General features: G+C 38.8%; 9 protein-coding genes and 1 pseudogene. 6 read left to right on the top strand and 4 right to left on the bottom strand.

Annotated elements, in window-relative coordinates; translation table 11 throughout:
• Nucleotides 1-1,260: 1,260 nt before the first annotated feature.
• Nucleotides 1,261-2,052 (top strand): annotated as a pseudogene (locus ACFIM8_RS03410) (tyrosine-type recombinase/integrase); the annotation flags it as partial.
• Between the two features lie 906 nt (nucleotides 2,053-2,958).
• Here the strand turns inward: ACFIM8_RS03410 and ACFIM8_RS03405 are convergent.
• The 3 genes from ACFIM8_RS03405 to ACFIM8_RS03395 all read right to left on the bottom strand — a co-directional run bounded on the left by ACFIM8_RS03405 (nucleotide 2,959) and on the right by ACFIM8_RS03395 (nucleotide 5,796).
• The gene (locus ACFIM8_RS03405; protein ID WP_273790499.1) at nucleotides 2,959-3,543 is read right to left on the bottom strand and encodes a CarD family transcriptional regulator; all 585 of its coding nucleotides are present in this window, start codon (nucleotides 3,541-3,543) and stop codon (nucleotides 2,959-2,961) included.
• Between the two features lie 303 nt (nucleotides 3,544-3,846).
• Nucleotides 3,847-4,188, bottom strand: a complete 342-nt coding sequence (fdxA, locus tag ACFIM8_RS03400; RefSeq protein WP_015856977.1) for a ferredoxin FdxA — start codon at nucleotides 4,186-4,188, stop codon at nucleotides 3,847-3,849.
• Nucleotides 4,189-4,209: 21 nt separating this feature from the next.
• On the bottom strand, nucleotides 4,210-5,796 hold the full coding sequence (locus ACFIM8_RS03395) for a hypothetical protein (RefSeq protein ID WP_375614516.1): 1,587 nt from the start codon (nucleotides 5,794-5,796) through the stop codon (nucleotides 4,210-4,212).
• 576 nt (nucleotides 5,797-6,372) lie between these two features.
• Here ACFIM8_RS03395 and ACFIM8_RS03390 point away from each other — a divergent pair.
• Nucleotides 6,373-7,284 (top strand): RNA polymerase factor sigma-32, encoded by a 912-nt coding sequence (locus tag ACFIM8_RS03390; RefSeq protein ID WP_142415995.1) that lies wholly within the window; start codon nucleotides 6,373-6,375, stop codon nucleotides 7,282-7,284.
• A gap of 302 nt (nucleotides 7,285-7,586) precedes the next feature.
• Here the strand turns inward: ACFIM8_RS03390 and ACFIM8_RS03385 are convergent, their stop codons facing one another.
• Entirely contained in the window at nucleotides 7,587-9,164 is a 1,578-nt protein-coding gene (locus ACFIM8_RS03385) for a M48 family metalloprotease (RefSeq protein WP_375606570.1), read from the bottom strand.
• Nucleotides 9,165-9,310: 146 nt separating this feature from the next.
• On the opposite strand from ACFIM8_RS03385, the gene ACFIM8_RS03380 reads away from it, so the two are divergent.
• The 4 genes from ACFIM8_RS03380 to rimJ all read left to right on the top strand — a co-directional run bounded on the left by ACFIM8_RS03380 (nucleotide 9,311) and on the right by rimJ (nucleotide 13,417).
• The gene (locus ACFIM8_RS03380; protein WP_375606569.1) at nucleotides 9,311-9,946 is read left to right on the top strand and encodes a thiamine diphosphokinase; all 636 of its coding nucleotides are present in this window, start codon (nucleotides 9,311-9,313) and stop codon (nucleotides 9,944-9,946) included.
• A 100-nt stretch (nucleotides 9,947-10,046) separates the two neighbouring features.
• On the top strand, nucleotides 10,047-10,433 hold the full coding sequence (locus ACFIM8_RS03375; RefSeq protein ID WP_375606568.1) for a hypothetical protein: 387 nt from the start codon (nucleotides 10,047-10,049) through the stop codon (nucleotides 10,431-10,433).
• The gene (locus tag ACFIM8_RS03370) at nucleotides 10,433-12,295 is read left to right on the top strand and encodes an ABC-F family ATP-binding cassette domain-containing protein (RefSeq protein WP_375606616.1); all 1,863 of its coding nucleotides are present in this window, start codon (nucleotides 10,433-10,435) and stop codon (nucleotides 12,293-12,295) included. The genes ACFIM8_RS03375 and ACFIM8_RS03370 overlap by 1 nt, the downstream gene beginning before the upstream one ends.
• 558 nt (nucleotides 12,296-12,853) lie before the next feature.
• Entirely contained in the window at nucleotides 12,854-13,417 is a 564-nt protein-coding gene (gene rimJ / locus ACFIM8_RS03365; RefSeq protein WP_375606615.1) for a ribosomal protein S5-alanine N-acetyltransferase, read from the top strand.
• Nucleotides 13,418-13,737 lie beyond the last annotated feature (320 nt).

The raw sequence follows: 13,737 nt of genomic DNA, 5'->3' as shown, positions 1-13,737 counted from the left end.
GTTGAGGTTCCCTTGCATCGTCTTCTATCGATGTGGAACAGGGAATGTATCGTGGGCGTTCCGTTTTAGTGGTTAAAACTTTAGCATTTTATTTCTTTTCCAGTGGTGAGCTTCTTTTATTTCATTAGTGAATGCATTGGGTAAGATGCGTTTTTCACTTTTTCTTGAAAACATGTGTGGGATAAAGTTTTTCTGTAGAAAAATGATTCTATTGTGGGAGATGATTTTCTTGTTTTCTTGAGAGGCTATAAAGGATTGCTTGTATCAGTGTCTTTTATGATGACTTCGTTAAGAGCTTGGGTATTGATATAAGTTAGCTCAGTAATAGAATCATTTTGTATCACACTTAATCTTTATTGACCGTAGAGAGAATCCTATTAGACTGTTAAATATCGTCTTTAAGGCGGTTGATCCATGTAAGGCTTTAAGCATAAAGCATAACGGTGTTTTTTATGAGAATATTTAAGGCAATGGTTTGTCTATAGACTTATATTGTGACATGTGATTCTCCTTAAAAAATAGAGATCGACATTACATTGATTTATAGAGATCATTTGTTGTTTTGCGCCTTAAATGGAAGATCTATCGTAGGATTTTCTCATTTCAAATTTTTCCCTATGTTGAATCAATGACAATCACTTGCTTTTCGGTCACAAGTGGGGCTGGCATGTGGGTAAAAACTCTATAAAAAAGGAAAAAATGTCTATAATGAATATTTTCAAATGTAAGAATTGTTGTAACATTGGGGTTAAGTGTATGCTGATATCAGCGTGCTTTCTTATGAGCAGAAAAGAGAAAACCGTTACAAGACAAAAGCTATACAGATTCAATAATCTTTAGTGCTTTTTATGATAAAGGTATATGAGACTCTTCTATAAATATCACGCTGTCTTTTCATATTTTTGAACTAAGAATTTTCCATATATTTTTCGTATTTTTGTGAATATAAGGGATTTGTTGGGAACAGCTTGTAAAAATAAGTAAACTTAAAACCAAATATGTTATGTGTGGGGGTAGCAAAGTATTTTACAAAGCCGGTACGTTTTTCCAGTTCATAGCTGGTTTATGAATGATTTTATAGTGGTGCTTACCTAAGTTTATGATTTTTTTGTTATCTGTTAATCACTATACAACATATTGATTTATATATATAATTCACTTTTTTCAAATCTCTCTATCTAGAATCAATCAAAACCACTCGCTTGCACGTCATAAGCGGGATAAGTGTGTGGATAAAATTTGTATAAGAAAGGACTAGAAATGGTTCTTATGAATCGTCTTAAGTGCCAAGGGCTGTCGCAACACCCACGAGCTGGAAAATATAGTGATGGTGCCGGCTTGCTTCTTCACAAACGTAAGAGATGGGGGTGGTCAATGGACTTAACGTTATACCATTCATGGTCGGCGCCGTGAAATGGGCTTGGGTGCCTTGCGAGATGTTTCTTTAAAACAAGCCCGTAAATGTACAAATTAATGGTGTTCTGTTTTGCATGAGGGGCGTGACCTCATTAAAGAACGTGATAAACAAAAGCGTGAGGCAATGCGTAATCTCCATTACTTAAAAGATATTGCTCTAGATGCTTTTGAAAGCCGTAAAGCTGAACTAAAAGGAGATGGTAAAGCTTGTGATTGGTTTTCACCCTTACGCCTTTATATTCTCCCTAAATTAGGCTGTCTGCCTGTTTCAGAGATTACGCAAACTGAGAAGTATTCTTGTCTCTATTTGGCATGCAAAAGCTGCAACAGCAGATAAAGCACTGAAGCATCTTAATCTTTGTCTCAAACATGCGGTTGCTTTGGGTTTGGATGTTGATTTACAAGCAAAAAAAGCACGCGCACTCTTAGGCAAACAACGTCATAAAACCACTCATAGACCAGCCATGGATTGGAGAGATGTTCTTTCCTTTTATAAGTTACTCTGTAAAACACAAAACATAACACAATTGGCTTTGCGTTTGCTTATCTTGACAGGCGTTCGTATTAATCCTTTGCGTCATATTCGTGAATCAGATTAAAGATGATATATGGACAATTCCTGCTGAGAATATCCAATCTTTAGAAGTCTGTTTGAAATAGAGATTAAGACTTTTAAGAGTTCTATGAATCATTCTAGATTTTTTGTGTTCGATTGGAGTAAGAATATTGCGTATATCTCCTAATCTCTGAAATAAGAAACCTCATTTGGGAAAAGTATGAAATTGAAAGGGCAATGCTAACGTTCATTTTTATTGTTATTTTTTAAGTGAGCTTTACTGCTTTCAAAAGTATTTGGAATGCCTTTTACAGAATGGAGATGATGGTTTTAGTTCATGTTTTTTTTATCGCGTTCTTTAATGGGGGGAATGCTTCTCATGCAAAATAGAGCGCCCAATACAAAATATGCTTATGTTGTACTGTCACGCTTTTTTTAAAGGAATATTTTTCAATATTTGTGGCATCCATTTTATGACGGCGTTTTTGAATGTTATAATGGTTTTGTAGAAGGGTAAATGGTAAAGTCTCGGGTGTAGTGTATAAACGGCACTATGCTCTTTACGCTTAAATAAAAAAGCAAGCCCCCGCCCCTTACACATCTTGCCAGATTCCAATGTTGGTATATCCTTTGGTGCTTGAGACAGTATCTCACTCTTTTTATACAGTTTTTACCCACAGATCAGCTCCTCTTGTGATTGACAAGCAAGTGATTTGATTGCTTCAACATGAGAGCAATTTAAAATGAGAAATCTTACCATATTCAAGATTCTAATTTAATATGAATAATGCTAGATTATGATGATTAATCAGTTTGTTATCTATGAAGAAAGAAAATAAGGAGGAGGAATTTGTCGAAAAGTTAGATTGTTTATAGATTGGCGCTGGTTAAGAAACTTTGTCCTTAAGGGCAGAGAGGATGTTAAAAAATAAAACCAGCTTTTCGCTGGTTTTATCGAAATATCATCATTATGATGAAAGAGTGTATTATGCAGCGTAGACAGCTTTACTGTTTTCATCTGTTTCTTCTCTCTCAGTTTTAAACTCACGTTCCGGCTTGTTGGAGAGATGCATCTCTATGAGATTGATCGCTTCTGTTTCAGAAAGACTATTAATAACCGCAATTTCGCGGGCCATTCTTTCAAGAGCAGCTGTATAAAGTTGGCGCTCAGAGTAAGATTGTTCAGGCTGTAGATTAGAGCGGAAAAGATCACGGACCACTTCGGCGATACAAATAAGATCTCCTGAGTTGATTTTAGCATCATATTCTTGTGCACGACGTGACCACATGGTGCGTTTAACGCGTGCTTTTCCGCGTAAAACTTTTAAGGCACGTTCAACAGAATCACTAGCAGATAATTTACGCATTCCAACGGAAAGGGCTTTTGCAATGGGGACTTTGACATCCATCTTATCTTTCGCGAAATGAATGACAAAAAGCTTTAATTTATGTCCTGCAACTTCTTGATCTTCAATCGCTATAATTTGTCCTACTCCATGCGTAGGGTAGACGATATATTCAGAGGTTGCAAATTCTTTGGTCTTGGAAGACGTTCCATGTTGGGATGCCATATTTTAGTTTACTCCCTTATGATCAACAAATGTATCGGAAAACAGGTTATAAACCTGAGGGTTGAGTTTTCTTTAACCAAGTATATTGTACCAATTAAGTGAGCATAAAAGCCGAGTACTTTTAAATCAAAAAAAAATACACCGCTTTACTATAACAAGCAAAGAAAAATACTTAGAAAGATGATCATGTTAAAATAACACTAACATCAAAATTTAAAAGAATCAATCATTTCGCTTAAGGATTTTTTATTTTTACAAGAGAAGTCTTTCAATCGTTGAAGGAGGAGAGTGTACACTTTATCATTACTCTTCGCCACTTCCTGGATTTTCTGAAAAATACTTTTCTAATTTATTTGGAACACCATCCATTTCTTTTGCTTGAGGAAGAGGATCTTTTTTGGTGGTTAGATTAGGCCATTTGTTTGCATAATGAAGATTGAGTTCTAACCACTTTTCTAATCCTGGTTCTGTATCAGGTAAAATCGCTTCTGCTGGGCATTCTGGCACGCAAACACCACAATCGATGCATTCATCGGGGTGAATAACAAGCATATTTTCCCCTTCATAAAAACAATCAACTGGGCAGACTTCAACGCAATCGGTATATTTGCAGTGAATGCAGTTGTCGGTTACTACGTGGGTCAAGATCAAACTCCATTTGTTACTTTAATTCTCTTTAGAGGAAAGTGTGTGCGTGTTTTTATGATTGGTGAGTTGATCGCGTAGTACAGCTAGTTTCGCAAAAGGTGAATCAGGATTAAGGCGCTTTTCTTTTTGAAAGGGCTTATGATTTGCATGTTTTCCTTGGGATTTGTGGAACTTATGAGAGCGTTTTGCTTGTGATGGTGCTTCTTGAGGGGAATTTTCATTTTTGTATTCCGCTTTTTTTACAGCGTTCTTCGATTTATTTTGCCACTTATTTCCTAATTTATCACGTTTTTTTTGTGCATGGTGGGGAAATTGATGCTTATAATGCCATAATAAAATAACTTTATCTTCTTCTGTAGAGCGAGGGGATTTGGCAAAATTCCCAACAGGTTCAGCTGCTGGTAAGCGATTGGTTTTATGGAGATGTTGTTCAATACTAGAGGATAAAGTGTTTGGGAATGAGGTATTTTTTTCTTCTCGTGTTGTTTCTAAATCGCTTATTGTTTGCCATTGACTTCCAACGCATTCTGCTGCAGGAACATCTTGCATTGCCCTATTGACAGGGGAAGAGGCTTGGTGTGCAAAGAGATTTTGTTCAAAAACAGTATTGTTTATGCTGTACGATTGATAACCAAGTCCTTTGAGGATTTCTTCCATATCGTTTCCATTGGCCCCAAGAATGGACATCATGGCTGGTGTAACAAAAAAACTTTTGCCATCATAGGCTCCATCGGGTTTAGGATCACTTCCTTGTTTCCAATGAAGTGCGGGACGGATGAGATTGGCAAGACGTTCTAAAATATCAATCCGTACAGCACGTTGTCCTAAGATTCGGTAGCCGGCTAATTGATAAAATTGGCGGTTATAGGTAGGATCAACAATCAAAGAGGTTCGACCAGCAGATAATGCTGAAAAAATTTCACCCAAACCAGTTTGATCTTGTTCCGCATTTTGAAGATTCCACAGGAGAGTAATGGCTTGAACCGGAGTAGGTTTAAGCATTCCGGCAACATAGATATGAAAAGCGCCAAAACGCACGCCTAGACGTCGAAGAACGGCACGTGATTCTTGTGCAAGGTTTTTGACAATGTCTAAGACTTCGCGGCGTGGTAAAATCCCTAAAGAGTTAAAAAGTTGTAAAGCAAGACTGTTTGTTGAATCCGTTAAATTATCAGCATTGCGCAAATCAAACAGGGGTTTTAAAGTCGTTTCAAAATGAAAGGTGACAAAGCGTTCTAATCGTTTCACAACGTTATTGCGGGATTCTCCCGTGAGTTGTTCATCTGCTAAAACAATCAGTTTTGGTTTGAAAAAATCTTCTGTTGCTACAAGTTGTCCTACGGGTTGACCAATCCAGCGCACAATTCCATCAGAACTGAGGGTAAAATCTCCATTTGCACAAGCACAAAAACGTGTCGCGCGTTTGGAAAAAGCAAGAATCAAATTCTCATTCTCTATTTCTGTCGAAATTTGCTTCCCAGCTATTTGATCGGTACTGTTTTTGTTGGCATAAAAACGAAAACCTTCAAATTTACCCCTTCCGTGTTTTTCAATGAGAATATCATCTTGAAGAATCTCATTCTGTTGAACAATCTTGCTATCCATGATCATTTTCTTTCTCAGTGTGGCACTGGTCAAAAGCTTTTTGCGATAATTTCATAATGGTGCTCTTTCTTTAACACGTTTGTTGCGTTTGCTTCAATCACTCTTGTCATTTTTTGCTGTTTCTTTGCGCCTTTAAAACTTGAATGATTCTTTTTTCATTCAGTTTTCATTCAGTTTAGATGCTTTATATTTGCAAATTACACTTATTAGTTGTATTGTAAAGCTGAAAGCATAAATAAATTCTTCAATTTAAAAGGAAACGGAACCGGTTATCAAAAAACGGCATTTCTTTTGCATGATCACTTTATTTTTTTGCTGTTTTGTCATGAAAAGTGAAAAGAAAGTTTTTTCAAATATTTCATAGGCTAAAAGGCATATTGTAAAGGCATTTTGCAGGTGAAATTGTGTCTTATGACAAGAAGTTTTACCATGACAGTAAAAAAAACAATTGCGATTATAAAATTACACGTTAAAGTAGTGGTTACAGAAGTTAACAACTTTTGCGTTCTTTTTAAGCGAAGAACAATGATGTCGTTGCCAAATCAATTTTGATAAATTTAATCGCAAGGGGTTATTATGGGTAATCTTTCAAATGCTGTTTATAAAAGCAGCAAAAATTATAGCGATGCAGACAAAAGCTTAGGACGTAATATGATGCGTTCTGCTATGCAAGCACCTTATCTTGAACGACAAAAAGAGCATGATTTGGCTCTGCGGTGGAAAGACAAACGTGATGATGATGCCATGCATCAAATTGCAGCGGCTCATATGCGTTTAGTGATTGCTATTGCTAATCGCTTTAAACGTTTCAAAATGCCATTGGGGGATTTGGTACAAGAAGGGTATGTGGGACTATTGGAAGCAGCTGCACGTTTTGAACCTGATCGGGAAGTGCGTTTTTCAACATATGCAACGTGGTGGATACGCGCTTCTATTCAAGATTATATTTTGCGAAACTGGTCAATTGTTCGAGGGGGAACCAGTTCTTCGCAAAAAGCACTTTTCTTTAATCTTCGGCGTTTGAGAGCAAAACTGGTGCAGGATGATAGTGCTTTATCGAAACAGGATATTTTTCGCACAATCGCTGAAAAACTCGGCGTTTCTGTGCGTGATGTTGAAACCATGGATTTTCGTTTTTCCAGTTCTGATAATTCCTTGAGTGTTTCTGTTTCTGAGAACAGTGATAATCCCATTGCAAAGATGGATGTGTTGGTGGATGAGAGTCCTCTTCCTGATGCTTTAATTGAGCAAGTCATTGATGGTCAACGGCGTACACAATGGCTTTACGATGCGTTGCAAATTCTCAACGAACGGGAGTTGGAAATTATTCGCTTTCGTCGCTTAAATGAAGAGGGTGCGACTCTCGAAGTTTTGGGTGAAAAATTAGGAATCTCGAAAGAGCGCGTGCGTCAAATTGAAGCTAGGGCTTTGCAAAAATTGCGTTCTGCTCTCCTTACGATTCATTCAGAAGATGCTTACGATATATAAGCAGTGAAAGGCTTTTGGGGGGAAAGAGAATATATTAAGTGGGGGCATATGAGAATATGATAAAGTCAGTTTTAGGGGATGGCCATATTTGTTTAGGAATATGCCTCTTTGGGAGCGCTACTGATAAACAGAAGAAGATAGGGGGCTGTTAGTTTGGAGGAAATATATATCAAACGGAGACCTATAAAGGCATGATGAAGTTGGATTTTAAAGTGTTCCTCTTTATTTTCGAATATGCTTTAAGGGGGGGGGCGTGATACAGACAGAAAAGAATCAAAACTGTAACGGATGAGAAGAAAGGCTTATTCTGTAATAATTTTCACTTTTGTACCTGCGGGTAAAGTTTGCGTTGGTGAGAGGGCGTTGAGGATGCGAAAGAGTTTTTCTTTATAGGGTGTGTATTGCATTTTATCTGCAAGATTGGCAACGGTTTCTCCTTGTTTAACACGGACAACACGGATTTTTAAGGGCTGCAATTTTTTTAACTGTGAAGATGAAAGAGAATGAAAGCTTTGTAGCGTTTTTTGGGCAACCTCTGCAAAATTTCGAGAATTATGTGGAGCGGCCGTCAAAAAACGAAAGATGTGGTTGTTGAATGGAATGACAACCACATCAAATTGCCATTGATCATTGGTAGCATGGGCCCGCGCTCCAAGTAAACTTTGGTTTTGGGATTCTTGACGCATAAACTCTTGATTGCGGAGCCCTTGAATTGTGATGGGGCGGATAGATGATTGATCTAGACCGATAATCCAGCCGCTTTTCAAATAATCACTCGCAGATATTTCAGCAGGATGTGGAATAGCGTCAAAACGAATCGCAATTTTATCTGGTCCACTGGCCCAAACAGTGTGTGCTGAATGTTCTATTGTAAAATTGTTTGGAACAGAAAAAGCTATGCGCAATTGTGGGTGAATAAATTGGTTGCCTCGTACAAAACCTGTATAAAAGCCTCCTCCAAAAATTATGCCATCAAGGCTTTTGAGAAAAGAATCATGATCGGATATTTTATTATTCCCTTTACTGATTTTACGCGCTTTTTCTATCGCAAGCCGAATGCGTTGAGGGGTAGTTGGGTGAGAAGCTAGAAAATCTAGAGAGGCATTTTGGGTGCCAGAGATATTACGCAAAGCACTATAGGCTTCCATTGTTTGAAGAAAGCGCGGTGAAGCAAAAGGATCATATCCTGACTGTTGGAGCATTTCGAGTGCAAGGGAGTCAGCTTCCAGCTCTTGATTGCGGGAAAATTGCGCGAGTTGTTGCTTGTTTTGCATAGGGTTATGAAGTTTTTTGCCAATAGAAGAAAGAAGACGTGAAGACATGTGATTTGTCATCTTTAATTGGGCTTCTTTTTGCAGGCGTAAAATGCCATGATTGGCTCTGATATGTGCTATCTCATGGGCTAAAATGGCTGCAACTTCTGAAGAATCATTGGCTAATGCCAGCATGCCACGGGTGATGTAGATCGAACCATTGGGGAGCGCAAAAGCGTTTACAGTTTCTGAGTTTAAAATTGTTACAGAATAGCTTTGATGAGAACTATGTGATGCAACTGCCAGTTTACGGACAATCTTTGCTAAAAGGTGTTCAAGTTTTGCATTATGATAAGCGCCACCATACATTTGTAAAATACGTGGGTGTTGCAGAGCGCTTAATGTGACATAGATATTGTGATTGTTGACACTTTTGATAGTTTTAGAAGAAATGGAAGAAAGCCTGTTATTTTGAGAAAGGGGTGTATGACAAGCCGAAAGGAGAAGTGTTAAACTTATGAAAGTTGCTTTATACAGGCATGAGTGAAAAAGAAAATTGCGGTGAAAAATGGGGTGCGTTGGACCATGGTGCACATTATTTCTGCGGAGTAATTTGGCAAATTGCATTTGTATCTTTGTATCGTATGTTTCTTTAAGAAAGGCATTAGGAGTAGGGATTCGTTTGGCTATATCACGCTTTTTGTTTATAAAAAATGACTCTCACTTATAAAAGATGCACTGTAAAGAAAATTTTGTGAAAGGCAAAGTATGGCATGACAACATTTACGATATTATTAAATGGGGATGTTCATATCACTGATCGTTTGCTTAATCAAATTCAAAACAGTCGGGTAATTGCTGCTGATGGTGGTATGCGTCATGCGGCAGCGCTTAATGTGATGCCTGAGTTGTGGTTAGGGGACTTTGATTCATCAGATGAGAATTTAATACGTCAATATAGTCATGTTCCGCGTGAAGTTTTTCCTTCTGATAAAGATATGACAGATAGTGCTCTGGCATGTGAAAGAGCGCTGCAAAATGGCGCTAAAAAGCTTATTTTATGCGGTGCTTTGGCAGGGAAGCGAAGTGATCATAGCCTTTCTCATATGACGCAAGCGTTGATGATGGCTGAAAGGGGTATTTCAGTGTTGTTGACAAGCGGTTTGGAAGAAGGTTGGCCGGTTTTGTCAAAACCTTGTTCGTATGATTTGCCTAAGGGATGTTTGTTTAGTATTATCGGTTTTTCTGATTTAAAAGGTTTAACGCTTAAGGGAGTAAAATGGCAAATTTGTGACAAAAATGTGTCATTTGGCTCTTCTTTAACACTTTCTAACCGTATTTGTGGAACCTTTTCTTGCCATTTAGGTTCTGGAAAAGCTATATTGTTAGCGTCTGTGCCTATTCCATAAAGCTCTTCCAATATATTTTGAATAAGGCAGAGGGGGGCCTAGTGATGAAGTGCCGACATAAACGATATATGTATTGATCTTGAGAAGGAAAGGTTTTGATATGTTAAAATCAATTTTTAAAGTGGCCGTTGTTTCAGCCATTGGTTTCAGTTCAGTCGCTTGTACTACAAACGATGAACGCGTTGCACGTTACGGCGTAGGAGGAGCAGCAATCGGTGCTTTGGCTGGAACTGCTATTGGTGGAAGTACGCCTGGAGCAGCGCTTACCGGTGCAGCATTTGGGGCTTTGGCTGGAACAGTAACAGGTGCAGCTGCAAATCAAAGAAAACAACAAAGACAGGCATCACAATTGTGCACGTATCGTGGTCGTAGAGGGTATGTTTACCAAGCACCTTGTGGGCAGAGAGTTTCTGTTAGACAATTATGTGCTTACCGTGATGCAAGAGGGGTGATGTATAAAGCACCTTGTCCGCGCCGCGTTCGTTAATGGCGGTGCCGCTTCTGCGGCTTGACCGCATTTTCTTAAATTTTGGAAAAACGCCTTTGCTCAATCAAGCTTCTTTATCGGTTGAGCAGGGGGCGCGTATTGCGTTGGTCGGCCGTAATGGTTGTGGAAAATCGACCCTGTTAAAAATTGCCGCAGGAATATTAGAACCTCATGGTGGCGAAATTTTTCGCCACCCGCGAGTAACGTTCCGTTATGTCTCACAAAATCCGGATTGTTCAGGATTTGAAGATATTAATGCTTATATGGAAGCGGGGCTGGACGATATATCTGATGTCCAGTGGATCAATATGCTTCGCACAAATTTAGGGTTTTCGGGGACGGAAAAATTGGAAACGCTTTCGGGAGGCGAAAAGCGGCGTGTTTCGTTGTTACGGGCCATTGCTGCAAAACCCGATATTTTGTTCTTAGATGAACCAACCAATCATCTTGATTTACCAACTATTGAATGGCTGGAAGCTGTTTTGTCTTCTTTGCGTTCAGCGATTGTGGTGATTTCCCACGATCGGCGATTTTTAGAAAATGTTACGCGGTCAACGGTATGGCTTGATCGTGGCACAACCAAAAGACTGGAAAAGCGTTTTTCAGAATTTGAAAATTGGCGTGATAAAGCACTGGAAGAAGAAGCCATCGAACAGCATAAATTGGGGCGCCAAATTGCTCGTGAAGAGCAATGGTTGCGTTATGGCGTGAGCGCACGGCGTAAGCGTAACGTACGGCGCTTAGGCGAATTAAAAGACTTAAGACAGCGTCATCAAACCTATAAAGGGCAGCCAGGAAATGCACTTTTGACAGCAGCGAAAAGTCATGATTCTGGGCAATTGGTGCTTGAAGCAAAGAAAATTTCAAAATCCTATGGTGAGCGCATGATCGTGAAAGATTTCTCTTTGCGCATTCAGCGGGGTGATCGAATTGGTTTGGTGGGACCTAATGGTATCGGAAAGACAACGCTCCTGTCTGCATTAATTGGGCAAGAAGCCGTGGATAGTGGAACGGTGAGGCATGGCTATAACCTCTCCATGGCATTGCTTGATCAGCAGCGTATTTTAAATGAAGAAGAAACTTTAGCGCATTATTTAACGGGAGGAAGAGGTGATACTCTTGTGATCAATGGGCTGGAGCGGCATGTTGTTTCTTATATGAAAGACTTTTTATTTTCACCAGAACAAGCACGCACTCCCCTTAAAGAATTTTCAGGGGGAGAAAGAGCACGCCTCATGCTTGCACGCCTTCTTTCGCGTCCTGCAAACTTTTTGATTCTTGATGAACCGACCAATGATTTGGATATGGAAACTTTGGATTTGTTGCAAGAATTTATTGCTGATTTTGCGGGAACAGTATTGTTGGTCAGTCATGACAGAGACTTTTTAGATCGTACTGTAACGCATATGTTGGCACCTCAAGGTGATGGTCATTGGGTTTTGTATGCGGGTGGCTATAGTGATATGATAGCGCAAAACCAGCATGCTCTTCGTTTACAACGCAAAAAAACAGAATTATCGCAGCGTAAAGCACCTTCAAAATCTCAAGCGGGAGAGCTTTCAAAGCAGGATTCATCAACAGAACATAGCTTGGTAGGGCGGGAGAAAAAAACACGAGGTAAATTGTCTTATAAGCAGGTTTATGCATTGGAAAAATTGCCTGAAGAAATTGCTGTTTTGCAGGACGAAATCAAAAAAATTGAGCAAGAGCTCTCTGATCCAACCCTTTATCGCCGCGATAAAGAACGTTTTGAGCGTTTATCAACGGCATTGGAAAAAAAGAAAAATACTTGCACACAAAAGCAAGAAGAATGGCTAGAACTTGAAATTTTACGCGAAGAAATGGAAGCGTGTTCACGGTAATATCTAAAAAACTTTAAAAGATTTGTATTGCATCATCGCTTTTCTTTGATTTGTTACAAGAGTTTGTGGCTGATTTAGCGGGAACAGTGCTGTTGACGAGTTATGGCAGAGACTTTTTAGATTGCACTGTAACATATAGCATTTCAAGGCGATGGTCATTGGGATTTCTATACGGGGGCAATGATATGGTAGCGCAAAACAAGCATGCTCTGAGCTTGAAAGGCAAAGAAACAAAACTATCTTTGCTGTGAGCTTTTTCAAAATTTCATATATGGAAGCACGCCAGTTTCATTGCATACTTTGCCAGTCCCCAATGTTGCTACAGCTCCTTTGGAATTTGAGAGCATTCATAAGAAACATGCCCTTGTCTTTACCTTATGCTTTAAAGATACCACCCCCGCTTATGACGGAAAAGCAAATGATCCTCATTAATTCTAACATAAGAAGTGTTGTGATGAGAAAAGCTTACTGTATTCGATGTTATGATTTGAGTTTAAAAATGATGATTTGTTAGGGTAAATCAACATGTTATTGTAACATTTCTAGGAGGAGAAAATGATGGCAATTAAAACAAAGCGAACAATTTCCACATTGATCGGTTTAGAAGATGCAGTTGAACTGTCTTCTTATTTTCTCCGTAATGCGAATCACCTGCGTCCTTTTGAACCTGTTAGATCTGATGGTTACCACAGCCTAACGGCTTGGGAAACACGAGCCAATGCATTTGCTTGTGAAAGTGCAAAGGGACAAGCATACCGATATGCCGTACGATTAAAAAATGAAAACACAATTATTGGTGTTGTGAATTTTACAAATGTGGTTCGGGGTGTTTTTCAAGCCTGTCATCTTGGTTTTTCTCTTGATGAAAAACAACAAGGAAAAGGTCTCATGTTTGAGAGTTTATCGGCTCTAATACGGCATATCTTTCATATTTATCATCTGCATAGAGTGATGGCAAATTATAGACCTGAGAACATAAAAAGCGAACGTTTATTAAAACGCCTTCATTTTGAAAAAGAAGGCTATGCTAAAGACTATTTGATGATTTCTGGAAAATGGAGAGATCACATTCTAACCTCTCGAATCAATGATCTGTATGAGTCCTTTAATAGATTTGAATAAAGTTTTGTTAAGGGTCTTTTTATCAAATGTGTAAATATGCTGCACTTTTCCCTATCCTAAAAGACGAAGATCCTTAACCACCTCTTCTTTTGTAAACGGTTCAGACTCTCGTTTAGCGGATTTCAACTGCTGACCGCTTTCATATGTTTCTTTTCGTAGATAATAAATTGATTTATCATCATAATTCATTTTTTCAATTTGAAGGAAGAGAGTACTCAATATCGGAAGACTTTCTCATTTCAAATCTCTAGATGTTTAATCATAAAAACACCTCTCTTGCACATCACAAACTGGGTTGGCATAGGTTGGCATAGGTTGGC

The sequence above is a fragment of the Bartonella sp. AC535YNZD genome, assembly GCF_042196625.1.
Classification (GTDB): Bacteria; Pseudomonadota; Alphaproteobacteria; order Rhizobiales; family Rhizobiaceae; genus Bartonella.
The sequence above is the reverse complement of the archived record's forward strand: the minus strand, read 5'-3'. Positions and strand labels throughout refer to the sequence as shown.